Annotated in this window: 9 protein-coding genes; 4 read left to right on the top strand and 5 right to left on the bottom strand. The window is 65.1% G+C overall.

The genetic code is table 11. From position 1 onward, the window contains the following. Positions 1–93: 93 nt before the first annotated feature. Positions 94–1443 carry an NCS2 family permease gene (locus VJS90_RS12080; RefSeq protein WP_324121888.1) on the bottom strand — a complete coding sequence of 450 codons (1350 nt, stop codon included), beginning with the start codon at positions 1441–1443 and terminating at the stop codon, positions 94–96. A gap of 348 nt (positions 1444–1791) precedes the next feature. On the opposite strand from VJS90_RS12080, the gene VJS90_RS12075 reads away from it, so the two are divergent. Next, complete coding sequence (locus tag VJS90_RS12075) at positions 1792–2550, top strand: GntR family transcriptional regulator (protein ID WP_324121887.1); 759 nt, start codon at positions 1792–1794, stop codon at positions 2548–2550. 411 nt (positions 2551–2961) lie between these two features. Here the strand turns inward: VJS90_RS12075 and guaD are convergent, their stop codons facing one another. The 4 genes from guaD to xdhA are packed head-to-tail and all read right to left on the bottom strand — an operon-like array spanning position 2962 to position 8989. Further along, positions 2962–4266: a guanine deaminase gene (guaD, locus tag VJS90_RS12070; protein WP_324121886.1), complete on the bottom strand. Its 1305-nt coding sequence runs from the start codon at positions 4264–4266 to the stop codon at positions 2962–2964. Between the two features lie 10 nt (positions 4267–4276). Then, positions 4277–5122, bottom strand: coding sequence for a xanthine dehydrogenase accessory protein XdhC (xdhC, locus tag VJS90_RS12065; protein ID WP_324121885.1), 846 nt, complete (start codon positions 5120–5122; stop codon positions 4277–4279). A 20-nt stretch (positions 5123–5142) separates the two neighbouring features. Beyond that, positions 5143–7542: a xanthine dehydrogenase molybdopterin binding subunit gene (xdhB, locus tag VJS90_RS12060; RefSeq protein ID WP_324121884.1), complete on the bottom strand. Its 2400-nt coding sequence runs from the start codon at positions 7540–7542 to the stop codon at positions 5143–5145. Beyond that, positions 7535–8989, bottom strand: a complete 1455-nt coding sequence (gene xdhA / locus VJS90_RS12055; protein ID WP_324121883.1) for a xanthine dehydrogenase small subunit — start codon at positions 8987–8989, stop codon at positions 7535–7537. Before xdhA ends, xdhB begins: the two co-directional genes overlap by 8 nt. 274 nt (positions 8990–9263) lie before the next feature. Between xdhA and VJS90_RS12050 the strand changes: the two genes are divergently transcribed. The 3 genes from VJS90_RS12050 to zipA all read left to right on the top strand — a co-directional run bounded on the left by VJS90_RS12050 (position 9264) and on the right by zipA (position 14498). After that, positions 9264–9923, top strand: coding sequence for a GntR family transcriptional regulator (locus tag VJS90_RS12050; protein ID WP_324121882.1), 660 nt, complete (start codon positions 9264–9266; stop codon positions 9921–9923). 2 nt (positions 9924–9925) lie between these two features. Further along, positions 9926–13414, top strand: a complete 3489-nt coding sequence (smc, locus tag VJS90_RS12045; RefSeq protein WP_324121881.1) for a chromosome segregation protein SMC — start codon at positions 9926–9928, stop codon at positions 13412–13414. A gap of 202 nt (positions 13415–13616) precedes the next feature. Then, on the top strand, positions 13617–14498 hold the full coding sequence (zipA, locus tag VJS90_RS12040; protein ID WP_324121880.1) for a cell division protein ZipA: 882 nt from the start codon (positions 13617–13619) through the stop codon (positions 14496–14498). The last annotated feature ends 91 nt before the right edge of the window (positions 14499–14589 follow it).

Below are 14589 nucleotides of genomic sequence, written 5' to 3'. Positions count from 1 at the left end.
TCCCACAGCCACAGCGCCGGTCTCAGGTTCAGCGCTGTACCTGTGGGAGCTGGCTTGCCAGCGAAGAGGCCCGACCAGGCAGCAAGGCAATACCTAAAGGAACACGAACTTGGCGATGAAGATGGCGCACAGGACCCACAGGCTTGCCGAAATCTCCTTGTGGCGGCCGGTGCCGGCTTTCAGTACCACGTAGGTGATGAAGCCCAGAGCGATCCCGTCCGCCACCGAGAACGTCAGCGGCATCATGATCACCGTGACGATCGCCGGGATGCTGTCGGTGGCATCGTCCCAGTGAATGTGCGCCATGCTGCCCATCATCAGCATCGCCACGTAGATCAGCGCGCCAGCGGTGGCGTAGGCGGGAATCATCCCCGCCAGGGGGGCGAAGAACATCGCGGCCACGAACAGCAGCCCGACCACTACCGCGGTCAGCCCGGTGCGGCCACCGGCGGCGACACCGGCGGCGCTTTCCACATAGCTGGTCACCGGCGGTACGCCGACGGCGGCGCCGAATACGCTGGAGGCGCTGTCGGCCTTGAGCGCGCGGGAGAGGTTTTCGATACGCCCGTCGGCGGCGACCAGGTTGGCCCGCTGCGCCACGCCCATCAAGGTGCCGGCGGTGTCGAACATGTGCACGAACAGGAACGCCAGCACCACGCTGATCATGCTGACGTTGAACACGCCCGCAACGTCCATGGCCATCCAGGTCGGCGCGAGGCTCGGCGGCAGCGAGAAGACCCCGCCGTATTCGACCAGGCCCAGGCCCCACCCGGCCACGGTCACGGCGACGATGCTGATGAGAATGGCGCCGAACACGCGGTGATAGCTGAGCACGGCGATCATCAGGAAGCAGATCGCCGCCAGCAGTGGGCCGGGCTCGTGCAACGAACCGAGCTTGATCAAGGTGGCGGGGCTGTCGACGACGATGCCTGCGGTCTTCAGGCCGATCAGTCCGAGAAACAGTCCGACGCCGGCGCCCATGGCGTGCCGCAGGCTCACAGGAATGCTGTTGAGCAGCCATTCACGCACCCGCGACAGGGTCAGGATCATGAACAGCACCCCGGATACGAATACCGCGCCCAGCGCCGCCTCCCAGGTGTAGCCCATGGTGCCGACCACGGTGTAGGTAAAGAAGGCGTTCAGGCCCATGCCCGGCGCCAGGCCCACCGGCCAGTTGGCGTAGAGGCCCATCAGCAGGCAGCCAAGCGCCGCGGCGATGCAGGTAGCGACAAACGCCGCACCGTGGTCGATGCCGGCATCGGCCATGATGTTGGGGTTGACGAAGATGATGTAGGCCATGGTGATGAAGGTGGTCATCCCGGCTATCAGCTCTGTCCTGACGGTGGTGCCATGGCGCTTGAGCTTGAAGAGGCGTTCCAGCCAGCCCGTTTCGAGCGGTGGGGCGAGGTCGAGCGTGGGGGCTTCGGATTTGCGGCTTTCCACAGCGAGTACTCCTCAAGTCTTCTTGTTGTTCGGAGTCTGGTCCTGAGCAATGCACTTGGGGACTCCGCGAGGGGGCAGGCGGCTGGCCCGGTTGTTGACTCCTAGGTCAGGTTGCTGCTCGCTGGATTATGCTTTTGTGTACAAAGAATGCAAATAATGTTTTATCTTTCGCGCGCACAATCGGACGCGCTGTCGCTATATGGGTAATCGCCACCTGCAGAAACGGTTATGCCTGTGTACAATGCGGCGATACCTTTATCGTTTATTTTCTTTCCAGGACTTGCCAGCGCCCCTCTGACTGGTATTACAGTCAAGGCCCGACTGGCCGATCCCCGTGCTCGAGTGCCCATGAACGAACAGCTGCAACCTCTGAAAAAACCTGCGCGCAATGGCAAGGCCGGCCGCAGCGGAACCCAGGACGACATCGTCTATGCGCACATCTTCGAGGCGATTCTCGAACAGCGCCTGGCGCCGGGTACCAAGTTGAGCGAGGAAGCGCTGGGCGAGATCTTTGGCGTCAGCCGCACCATTATCCGCCGCGCCTTGTCGCGCCTGGCCCATGAGAGCGTGGTGCTGCTGCGTCCGAACCGCGGCGCGGTGGTGGCCAGCCCCACGGTCGAAGAGGCCCGCCAGGTATTCTTCTCGCGGCGCATGGTCGAGCGCGCCATCACCGAGCTTGCCGTGCAGCACGCCACGACCGAGCAGCTCAACGAGTTGCGCCAGATGGTGCGCGAGGAGCGCGACAGTTTCTCGCGTGGGGACCGTGGCGCCGGCATTCGCTTGTCGGGCGAATTCCACCTCAAGCTGGCCGAAGCGGCCGGCAACGCGCCGCTGGTGAGTTTTCAGCGCAGCCTGGTGTCGCAGACCTCGCTGATCATCGCCCAGTATGAAAGCGGCAATCGCTCGCATTGCTCGTACGACGAGCACATGCAGCTGATCGACGCCATCGAAGCGCGCGATGCCGAGCAGGCGGTGAGCCTGATGATGCATCACATGGATCACATCGACAGCAAGCTGAACCTCGACGAAGAAAGCGCCTCGGACGATTTGCACGCGGTGTTCTCGCATTTGTTGCAGAGCAAGAAGCGGGTGTCGGGTAAAAGCTAGGCGTCTTGTGACCGGTTTCGTTGATGGGCGGTAATCCCTTCTGCGTGGTACACCCGAGCATTGGGAGCTACTGTCTCTGTTCCCTGCCGGCATCGCACAACCTTCTAATCCTGCGCCCCGGCGAGGGCTTTGCCCTCGATCGCGGCACAAGGCCAGCTCCCACAGGGCCCGGCTTTGCCGGGCCGGGGGTGTGAGATACCTCGGTAGAAGACAGTTCCCACAGGTACTCGCCTGCGCCGGCACTGCTGCGCCCGGGGCTGCGAAGCAGTCCCTTGTGGGAGCGCGCCTTGTGCCGCGATCGAGGGCGAAGCCCTCGCCGGGGCGCATCACTACCGCGTTGTGCGATGTCGGCAGGGTACAAAGACAGTTCCCACAAATGCCCTGGCTGCGCCGGCCAGGGACTGGGCCCGGTTACCGGCGGTGCACGCACTGGCCGGCGGCGTAGGTTTCGCGCACGGTGCGGTCATCACCCAAGGTGGTCAGCACGAACAACGTTTCCTCGATGCTTCTGGATTGCTCGATGCGGTAGTCCAGCAGCGGCGTGGCCTTGTAGTCGAGCACCACGAAGTCCGCGTCATTGCCGGGCCGCAAGCTGCCGATCCGGTCGTCCAGGCGCAATGCCCGGGCGCCGCCAAGGGTGGCCAGGTACAGCGACTTGAACGGGTGCAGGCGCGCACCCTGCAGCTGCATCACCTTGTATGCCTCGTTCAATGTATTGAGCAACGAAAAACTGGTGCCCGCGCCAACGTCGGTACCCAGGCCCACATTGACCTTGAAACGCTCGGCCTGGGGCAGGTTGAACAGGCCGCTGCCGAGGAACAGGTTGGAGGTCGGGCAGAAGGCCACGGCTGAACCGGTGTCGGCCAGGCGCTGGCATTCGTCGTCGCACAGGTGCACGCCATGGGCGAACACCGAGCGCTCGCCAAGCAGCTCGAAGTGGTCGTACACATCCAGATAGCCCTTGCGCTCGGGGAACAGCGCCTTGACCCAGTCGATTTCCTTGAGGTTTTCGGACAGGTGCGTGTGCAGGTACAGGTCCGGGTACTCTTTGAGCAACTGCCCGGCCATCGCCAGTTGCTCGGGCGTGCTGGTCGGGGCGAAGCGCGGGGTGACGGCGTAGTGCAGGCGGCCCTTGCCGTGCCAGCGCTCGATCAACGCCTTGCTGTCGGCGTAGCCCGATTCGGCGGTGTCGGTGAGATAGTCCGGCGCGTTGCGGTCCATCATCACCTTGCCGGCGATCATGCGCAGGTCCAGGCGCTCGGCCTGCTCGAACAGCGCGTTGACCGACTCGGGGTGCACGCTGCCGAACACCAGGGCCGTGGTGGTGCCGTTGCGCAGCAGCTCCTCGATGAAAATCTTCGCGACCTTGTCGGCATGGCCCTTGTCGGCGAACTGCTTTTCGCACGGGAAGGTGTAGGTGTTCAGCCAGTCGAGCAATTGTTCGCCGTAGGCGCCGATCATGCCGGTCTGCGGGAAGTGGATGTGCGTGTCGATGAATCCTGGGGTGATCAGGGCGTCGTGGTAGTGCACCACTTCGATGTCGGCGTCCAGGGTCGGCAGCAGCTCGCGGGCTTCGCCCAAGGCGCTGATACGGCCATCGTCAATGACCAGCAGGCCATCCTCGTAGTACTCGAAGGAGGCTTCGATACCGACCTCGGCAGGGTCGGCGACGCTGTGCAGCAGGGCGGCTCGGTAGGCTTTGCGGGTGGTGCTCATAGGGCTCTCGTCAACTGGCATGGCTGCGCCGCGAGGGCGGCAGCAACTGGGCAATGGGGCCGGCATTGGCGGCAGCGTCGTGCTGGCCGAAGCGGGCGTTGTAGGTGGCGATGATTTCGCCGGCGATCGACACGGCGATCTCGATGGGCAGCTTGCCCTTGACCTCGGCCAGGCCCATCGGGCAACGCATCCGTTGCAGCTGGGCATCGCTGTACCCGCGCTCGCGCAGGCGATGCTCGAACTTGGCGCGCTTGGTCTGCGAGCCGATCAGGCCGAACCAGGTGAAATCGTTGCGCTTGAGGATCGCCGCGGCGAGCTCCAGGTCCAGCTGGTGGTTGTGGGTCATGACGATGCAGTAGCTGCCCACGGGGAGCGTGTCCACCTCATCGACCGGCTCTTCACTGACCACCTTGCTCACCCCGGCCGGGATCAGCTCGGGGAATTCTTGCTCGCGCGAATCGATCCAGCGCACCCGGCAGGGCAGCGCGGCGAGCAAGGGTACCAGAGCGCGGCCGACATGGCCTGCGCCGAACACCGCGATCTGCGCCTGCACCGCGCCCATGGGTTCGAACAGCAGCACGGTGACGCCGCCGCAGCACTGGCCCAGGCTTGCGCCCAGGGTGAAACGCTCCAGGTGGGGCGTATCGCGTTTTTGCTCGAGCATGTCCCGGGCGATGTGCAGCGCCTTGAATTCCAGGTGGCCGCCGCCGATGGTGTCGAACAGCTGGCTGGCGCTGACCACCATCTTCGAGCCTGCGTTGCGCGGGGTCGAGCCGCGCTCCTCGATGATGGTCACCAGGACGCAGGGTTCGCCGCGGGCTTGCAGGTCGGCGAGGGCATTGATCCATTGGTGCATGATGAAATCCTCTCTCGGATTCAGGTCACGGTGATCCTGTCCGGGGCTTCGGCCGGCTGTTGCGCGGCCACCGCCTTGCGCATCTGCTCGCACCCCCACAACACCCGCTCCGGGGTCGCCGGGGTGTCGACCAGGGGCTGCACGCGGTAGCCGGCAAGGCTGGCCACGGCATCCTTGATCGCGCACCAGGCAGCAATGCCAAGCATGAACGGCGGCTCGCCCACGGCCTTGGAATGGAACACAGTGTCCTCGGGGTTCTTGCGGTTCTCGACCAGCTTCACCCGCAGATCCAGCGGCATGTCGGCCACGGCGGGAATCTTGTAGCTCGCCGGGCCGTTGGTCATCAGCTTGCCCTTGGCATTCCAGACCAGCTCTTCGGTGGTCAGCCAACCCATGCCTTGGATGAAGCCACCCTCGACCTGGCCGATGTCGATGGCGGGGTTCAGCGAGGCGCCGACGTCATGCAGGATGTCGGTGCGCAGCGTCTTGTACTCGCCCGTCAGCGTGTCGACGATCACCTCGACGCAGGCGGCGCCAAAGGCGTAGTAGTAGAACGGCCGGCCGCGAGCCTGGCTGCGGTCGTAGTAGATCTTCGGCGTGCGGTAGAAGCCCGTGCTCGACAGCGACACCTGGGCGAAATAGGCCTGTTGCACCAGTGTCTCGAAACTGAGGATCTGCTCGCGCACGCGCACATGGCCGTTGCGGAACTCGACGTCTTCCTCGCTGACCTGGTAGTGCCGCGCGGCGAACTCGACCAGCCGCTGCTTGAGGATCTCGGCGGCGTTCTGCGCGGCTTTGCCGTTCAGGTCGGCGCCGCTGGACGCAGCCGTGGGCGAGGTGTTGGGCACCTTGTCGGTGTTGGTGGCGGTGATCTGGATACGCTCGAAACCGACCTGGAACACCTCGGCCACCACCTGCGCGACCTTGGTGTTCAAGCCCTGGCCCATCTCGGTGCCGCCGTGGTTCAGGTGGATGCTGCCGTCGGTGTAGAGGTGGATCAGCGCGCCAGCCTGGTTGAGAAAACTGGCGGTGAACGAGATGCCGAACTTCACCGGGGTCAGCGCCAGACCCTTCTTGAGCACCGGGCTGTTGGCGTTGAAGCGGCGGATCGACTCGCGCCGCTGGGCGTAGTCGGCGCTGGCCTCGAGCTCGGCGGTCATCTCCTCGAGCATGTTGTGCTCGACGGTCTGGTGGTAGTGGGTGACGTTGCGCTCGGTCTTGCCATAGTAATTGGCCTTGCGCACCGCCAGCGGGTCGAGCACCAGGTGGCGGGCGATGTGGTCCATCACCTGTTCGATGGCGACCATCCCCTGCGGGCCGCCGAAGCCGCGGTAGGCGGTATTGGACGCTGTGTTGGTCTTGCAGCGGTGGCCGTTCACCGTGGCATCGCCCAGGTAGTAGGCGTTGTCGGCATGAAACATGGCGCGGTCGACGATCGAGTTCGACAGGTCGGGCGAGCAGCCGCAGTTGCCGGCCAGCTCGAGGTTGATCCCGTGCAGACGGCCGCTGTCGTCGAAGCCAACGTCATACTCGATATAGAAGGGGTGGCGCTTGCCCGTCATGAGCATGTCCTCGACCCGCGGCAGGCGCATCTTGGTGGGCTGGCCGGTCAGCCGCGCGATCACCGCGCACAGGCAGGCAGGGCTCGCGGCCTGGGTTTCCTTGCCACCAAAGCCGCCACCCATGCGGCGCATGTCGACGACAATCCTGTTCATCGGCACGTCGAGTACTTCGGCCACCAGTTTCTGCACCTCGGTGGGGTTCTGGGTCGAGCAGTAGACGACCATCCCGCCGTCCTCGGTGGGCATCACCGAGGAAATCTGGGTTTCCAGGTAGAAATGCTCCTGGCCGCCGATGTGCAGCGTGCCCTGCAAGCGGTGCGGCGCCGTGGCCAGGGCGCTGGCCGAGTCGCCGCGCTGGTGGGTATGGCTGTCGAGCACGAAGTGTTTCTTGCGCAATGCCTCGACGACGTCGAGCACCGGCTCCAGGTCTTCGTACTCGATGATGGCGGCCATGGCGGCCTTGCGCGCGGTCTCCAGGTCCCGGGCCGCGACGGCGAGCACTGGCTGGCCAACGAACTCGACCGTGTCGATGGCCAGTAGCGGGTCGCCCGGCAGCAGCGGGCCAATGTCCTTCAGGCCCGGGATGTCTTCGTGGGTGATGGCGATGCGCACGCCCTCGAAGGCATGGCAGGGCGTGGTGTCAATGCTGAGGACCTTGGCGTGGGCCCGGTCGGACAGGCGCGCGTAGACGTGCAACTGGTTGGGAAACTCCAGCCGGTCGTCGATGTACACGGCCTCGCCCGAGACATGCTTGTCGGCGCTGTCGTGCTTGAGGCTGCGGCCGACGCTGGTGGTCAGGTCCTGGCGGAACAGCTCGGCCATCTCGGCCTGGCTCTTGGCTACATGATGGTTAGACATAAGCGGTCACCCGGGTCTCGATGTGCGGCGTCTGCAGTTCGATGAAGTACTTGCGCAGCAGGTTCTGCGCGGTCAACAGGCGGTATTCCTTGCTGGCGCGAAAATCCGACAGCGGCGTGAAGTCCTCGGCCAGGGCCTGGCAGGCGCGCTCCAGGGTCGACTGGTTCCACGGCTTGCCCAGCAGCGCCGCCTCGCAGGCGCGCGCGCGCTTGGGAATCGCCGCCATCCCGCCGAAGGCCACCCGCGCGCCACTGACCACGCCGTCTTCGATGCGCAGGTTGAACGCCGCGCAGACGGCGGAGATATCATCGTCCAGGCGCTTGGAGACCTTGTAGGCACGGAAGGCCCACTCGCTGCTGGCGCGCGGCACGATGATCTTCTCGATGAACTCGCTGTCCTGGCGCGCGGTGATGCGGTAGTCGATGAAATAGTCTTCCAGGGCCAGGGTGCGCTGGCGCTCGCCCTGGCGCAGGACAATCCGCGCGTCGAGGGCGATCAGCAGCGGTGGCGAGTCACCGATCGGCGAGGCGTTGCCGATGTTGCCGCCCAAGGTGCCCTGGTTGCGGATCTGCAGCGAGGCGAAGCGGTGCAGCAGCTCGCCGAAGTCCGGATAGTCGGCGCTGAGCGCGGCATGGCAGTCGGTCAGCGAGGTGGCCGCACCGATCTCGATGTGCGTGCTGCCCCTGTCGACGCGCTTGAGCTCGGCCACGTGGCCGACGTAGATCATCACCGGCAGCGCCTTGTGCATCTGCGTCACTTCCAGCGCCAGGTCGGTGCCGCCGGCCAGCAGGCGAGCCTCGGGGTGCGAGCTGTAGAGGTCGGCCAGGTCGGCCACGGTCAGCGGCACCAGGCAGCGCTTGTCACCGCTGTTGAGCTCGCCGGTTTCCTGAGGGGCTATGGCCTTGAGGCGGGCAATGGTCTGCGCCTGCTGCTCGGTGAACTGATCCTTGCAGGGCTGGCGGCAGCTCTGCTCGGCGGCGGCGAGGATCGGCCGGTAGCCGGTGCAGCGGCAGAGGTTGCCGGCCAGGGCTTCCTGGGCACGGTGCAGGTCGTGGCCTTCGCTGTTTTTCTGCAGGGCGAACAGGGACATCACGAACCCTGGGGTACAAAAGCCGCACTGCGAGCCGTGGCAGTCGGCCATGGCCTGCTGCACGCTGTGCAGCTGGCCCTGATGTTTGAGGCCTTCGACGCTGATCAGTTGCTTGCCGTGCAGGGACGAGACAAAGGTCAGGCAGGCGTTGAGGCTGCGGTAGCGCAGGCCCTCCTGTCCCTGTTCATCCGGGCTCAGCTCACCCACCACCACCGTGCACGCGCCACAGTCCCCGCTGGCGCAGCCTTCCTTGGTGCCGGGTTTGCCCAGGTGTTCGCGCAGGTACTGCAACACCGTCATGTTCGGGTCCAGGGCATGCTCACTGCGCAGCTCCTGATTGACAAGAAACTGGATCACGGGGATGGCCTCACGTTGATTTATTGTTGTGGAGCGAAATCTAAGCGAGCCCTGACCTGGCGGTCAATAATATTCTGACTCAAAGGTCAGGAAATTACTCGAGCTGGAACCTGATCGCCCCTGCGCCCTAACTTCAAGCATAGATCGGGCCTGATCGGGCAGAGGCCTTTGCGCCCTGTGGTCGATTAAAGCGCCCGCGCCCTCTGCGCGACCCGCAGGCAAGTGCGCTACAATCGCGCCCCCGAGCACAGTCCACTGATTTCGAAGGAAAACCATGACGTTCAAGGCGCCGGACAGCCTCTCCGAGCAGATCGCCCACTACCTGGCCGAACGGATCATCCGTGGCGAGCTCGTGCCCGGTGAGCGCATCCAGGAGCAGAAGGTCACCCAGGCCCTGAATGTCAGCCGTGGTTCGGTGCGCGAAGCCTTGCTGATCCTTGAGCGGCGCCATCTGGTGGCGATCCTGCCGCGTCGTGGCGCACACGTGACGCGGCTCGACGAGCACAATGTGCGCAGCCTGTGCGGCCTGATGAGCGAGCTGTACACCCTGCTGGGCCATGCCGTTGCCGAGCGCTGGCAAGCCGATAGCGACCTGCAGCCGTTCCTGGCGATCCAGCAGCGCCTGCAGGAGGCGCACGCCCGTCAGGACATCAAGGCCTTTGTCGCCGAGAGTTTCGCGGTCATGCGCGCGGCCTATCCGTTCGCCCACAACCCGTACCTGCAAGAAACCGTCGAGAACCTGCAGCCGGCCATGAGCCGCGCCTACTACCTGGCCCTCGACCAGCGCCAGGCCAGCATGCAGGACTACCTCGAGCTGTTCGCCCAATTGCTGGACGCCGTGGTCAAGCGTGACCCGGCGCGCATCCGCGAGGTGCTCGGCACCTACTGCCAGCGCAGCTGCGAGCTGGTGCTGGCCGCGCTGGCGGCAGGCTGACCATGCGCCTCAAATGCATCCGACTGGCCGGGTTCAAGTCGTTCGTCGACCCGACCACGGTCAACTTCCCCAGCAACATGGCCGCCGTGGTCGGGCCCAATGGCTGCGGCAAGTCCAACATCATCGACGCGGTGCGTTGGGTGATGGGCGAAAGCTCGGCCAAGAACCTGCGCGGCGAGTCGATGACCGACGTCATCTTCAACGGCTCGACCAGTCGCAAGCCGGTGAGCCAGGCCAGCATCGAGCTGGTGTTCGACAACAGCGACAGCACCCTGGTGGGCGAGTACGCGGCCTACGCCGAGATCTCCATCCGCCGCAAGGTGACCCGCGACGCCCAGAACACCTATTACCTCAACGGCACCAAGTGCCGCCGACGCGACATCACCGACATCTTCCTCGGCACCGGCCTGGGCCCGCGCAGCTACTCGATCATCGAGCAGGGCATGATCTCCAAGCTGATCGAAGCCAAGCCCGAGGAGCTGCGCAACTTCATCGAAGAAGCCGCGGGCATCTCCAAGTACAAGGAGCGCCGCCGCGAGACCGAGAGCCGCATCCGCCGCACGCAAGAGAACCTGGCCCGCCTGACCGACCTGCGTGAAGAACTCGAGCGTCAGCTCGACCGCCTGCACCGCCAGGCTCAGGCCGCCGAGAAGTACAAGGAATTCAAGGCCCAGGAGCGCCAGCTCAAGGCGCGTCTGTCGGCCCTGCGCTGGCAGTCGCTCGACACCCAGGTACGCCAGCGTGAAAGCGTGATCGGCGACCAGCAGGTCAGCATGGAAGCCCTGGTGGCCGAGCAGCGCAACGCCGACGCGAGCATCGAGCGCCTGCGTGACGGGCACCATGAACTGTCAGAGCGCTTCAATCAGGTGCAAGGCCGCTTCTATTCGGTGGCCGGCGACATCGCCCGCGTCGAGCAGAGCATCCAGCACGGCCAGCAGCGCCTGCGCCAGTTGCAGGACGACTTCAAGGAAGCCGAGCGCACGCGCCTGGAGACCGAGTCGCACCTGGGTCACGACCGCACCCTGCTGGCCACCCTGGCCGAAGAGCTCGAAATGCTCGAGCCCGAGCAGGAGCTTACCCTGGCGTCGGCCGAAGAGGCGTCCGCCACCCTGGAAGAGGCCGAGCTGGGCATGCACGGCTGGCAGGAAACCTGGGACAGCTTCAACACCCGCTCCGCCGAGCCGCGTCGCCAGGCCGAGGTCCAGCAGTCGCGCCTGCAGCAGCTCGAGACCGGCCTGGAGCGCCTGGCCGATCGCCAGCGCAAGCTGGGTGAGGAGCGCGACCAGCTCGGCGCCGATCCCCAGGACGCCGCCCTGCAGGACCTTACCGAGCAGGTCGCCAGCAGCGAGCTGCTGCTCGAAGAATTGCAGGTGGCCGAGCAACAGGTGATCGAGCAGGTCGAGGCCGCGCGCGCGCAGCTGCAGCAGGCGACCCAGTCCGAGCAGCAGGCCCAGGGCGAACTGCAGCGCCTGGGTGGACGCCTTGCTTCGCTGGAAGCCTTGCAGCAAGCGGCCCTTGAGCCGGGCGCCGGCACCGCTGACTGGCTGCGCGATCAGGGCCTGGCGCAACGCCCGCGCCTGGCCCAGGGGCTGCGTGTCGAGCCGGGTTGGGAGCTGGCGGTGGAAACCGTGCTCGGGGCTGATCTGCAAGCGGTGCTGGTCGACGATTTTGCCGCGCTGGATTTCGCCGCCCTCGAGCAAGGCGACCTGCGCCTGCTGATGACGGCGGGCGAGGGCGCAGGCACTCAGGGCAGCCTGCTCGACAAGGTGCAGGCGACGGTCGACCTGTCGTCCTGGCTGGGCCAGGTTCTCCCGGTCGAGACCCTCGAGCAGGCCCTGGCCCAGCGTGCCGGGCTGGGCGAAGGCCAGAGCCTGGTCAGCCGCGATGGCTACTGGGTCGGCCGGCACTTTTTGCGCGTCAGCCGCGCCAGCGATTCCCAGGGCGGGGTGCTCGCCCGTGGCCAGGAAATCGAGCGCCTGGGCCAGCAGCGGCTCGAACAAGAGGGCTTGCTCGAGCAGCTTCAGCAGCAGGTGGGCGACGTGCGCGGGCAGCAGCGCGACCTGGAAGAACAGCGTGAACAGCTACGCCGGCGCAACCAGCAGGAAAGCCGCCAGCATGGCGAGCTCAAGGCCCAGCTGTCCGCAGGCCGCGCCCGCGCCGAACAGCTCGAACTGCGCCGCCGACGTCTTGCCGAAGAGCTCGCGGAGCTGGAGGAGCAGCGTGCCCTGGAGCATGAGCAACTCGGCGAGGCCCGGCTGTTGCTGCAAGACTCACTGGAGTTGATGGCCCAGGACACCGATCAGCGCGAACAGCTGCTGGCCCGCCGCGACACCCTGCGCGAGCAGCTCGACCGCGTCCGCCAGGAGGCCCGCCAGCACAAGGACCACGCCCATCAGCTGGCGGTGCGCCTGGGCTCGCTGCGCGCCCAGCACGATTCCACCCGCCAGGCGCTGGAGCGCCTGGAGTTGCAGGCCGCGCGCCTTACCGAGAAACAGGAACAGCTCAGCCTCAACCTCGAAGAAGGCGAGGCCCCGCTCGAGGAACTGCGCCTGACCCTTGAGGAAATGCTCGAGCGGCGCATGAGCGTCGACGAGGAAATGCGCCAGGCCCGGCTGCACATGGACGACGCCGACCGCGCGCTGCGCGACGCCGAAAAACGCCGCACCCAGGCTGAACAGCAGGCGCAGCTGCTGCGTGGCCAGCTGGAGCAGATCCGCCTCGAAAGCCAGGGCCTGGAGGTGCGCCGCACCACCTTGCAGGAGCAGCTGCTGGCCGACGGCTACGACCTCCAGGGCGTGCTCGCCACGCTAGACTCAGAAGCAAGCGAGGAGGGCACCCGCGAGGAGCTGGAGCAGGTCGAGGCGCGCATCCAGCGTCTCGGCGCGATCAACCTCGCGGCCATCGAGGAGTACCAGCAACAGTCCGAGCGCAAACGCTACCTCGACGCGCAGAACGCCGACCTGGTCGAAGCGCTGGACACCCTGGAGAGCGTCATCGGCAAGATCGACAAGGAAACCCGCAATCGCTTCAAGGATACCTTTGATCAGATAAATGCAGGTTTGCAGGCACTTTTTCCAAAAGTTTTCGGCGGTGGCAGCGCTTATCTGGAACTGACGGGCGAAGATCTACTCGATACAGGGGTGACGATCATGGCGCGACCACCGGGCAAGAAGAACAGCACCATCCATCTGCTGTCCGGCGGCGAAAAAGCACTGACCGCGCTGGCCTTGGTATTTGCCATCTTCAAGCTCAACCCGGCGCCGTTCTGCATGCTCGACGAGGTCGACGCACCGCTGGACGACGCCAACGTCGGGCGCTACGCCAGGCTGGTCAAGGAAATGAGCGAGACCGTGCAGTTCATCTACATCACGCACAACAAGATCGCCATGGAAATGGCCGATCAGCTGATGGGGGTGACGATGCACGAGCCGGGATGTTCGAGGCTGGTGGCGGTCGATGTCGAGGAGGCGATGGCCATGGTCGACGCCTGATGGGCCGGAACAGGGCACGAACAGGCAGCAAATGCCCTGTCATGCGCGACTGACGGTGTAAAGTTGACCTAGGTCGTGCTAGCTTTATGTAACTTGTATTTTTCGTGGGAAAAACGCCTGTCAGAACATAGAGTTGGCGCCACGTGTTAAAGGGGTTTAAACCCTTTATTTTTCAGCATTTTTTACAGAGGCACGGGATTAAATGGAAATCGGTCTGCGCGAGTGGCTGATCCTCATCGGCATCATTGTCATCGCCGGTATTCTTTTCGACGGCTGGCGCCGCATGCGCGGCGGCAAGGGCAAATTGAAATTCCGCCTGGATCGCAGCTTTTCCAACCTGCCGGATGAAGAAGGCAACGCCGAAGTGCTGGGCCCGCACCGGGTGCTGGAAGGCCAGAAAGAGCCCGAGCTGGATGAACACGACCTCCCCTCGATGAGTGCGCCAGCGCGTGAACGCGAGCGCGAGCGTGAGGTGAAACCGGCCAAGCCGGTCAAGCCTGCCAAACGCGCCAAGCTGCAGCCGAGCGAGATGGGCCTGTCGGCCGATTCGCGTGACGCCGACCTGTTCGCCGACGCCGATGACGATTACCCGGACGATCATCGCAGCACCGGCTTCGCCGCGACCGGCCAGGTCAACAAGGAGCTGCCGCCGGTCGAGGAAGTGCTGGTGATCAGCGTCATCTCCCGCGATGAGGGTGGCTTCAAGGGGCCGGCCCTGCTGCAGAACATTCTTGAAAGCGGCCTGCGCTTCGGCGAGATGGACATCTTCCACCGCCACGAAAGCCTGGCCGGCAATGGCGAAGTGCTGTTCTCGATGGCCAATGCCGTCAAGCCCGGCATCTTCGACCTGGACGACATCGACCACTTCAGCACCCGCGCGGTGAGCTTCTTCCTCGGCCTGCCGGGTCCGCGTCATCCCAAGCAGGCGTTCGACGTGATGGTCGCCGCTGCCCGCAAGCTCGCCCACGAGCTCAACGGCGAACTGAAGGACGACCAGCGCAGCGTCATGACCGCCCAGACCATCGAACACTACCGCCAGCGCATCGTCGAATTCGAGCGCCGCGCCCTGACCCAGAAGCGCTGAGGTCGGTGTGAATCCCGGGGCCGCTCCGCGCCCCTTCGCGGGCAAGCCCGCTCCCACATGGGTCTGCTGCACTGATGTCGCCCGGCCCCGA

It is taken from the genome of Pseudomonas sp. (assembly GCF_035277045.1).
Taxonomy (GTDB): domain Bacteria; phylum Pseudomonadota; class Gammaproteobacteria; order Pseudomonadales; family Pseudomonadaceae; genus Aquipseudomonas.
The sequence above is the reverse complement of the archived record's forward strand: the minus strand, read 5'-3'. Positions and strand labels throughout refer to the sequence as shown.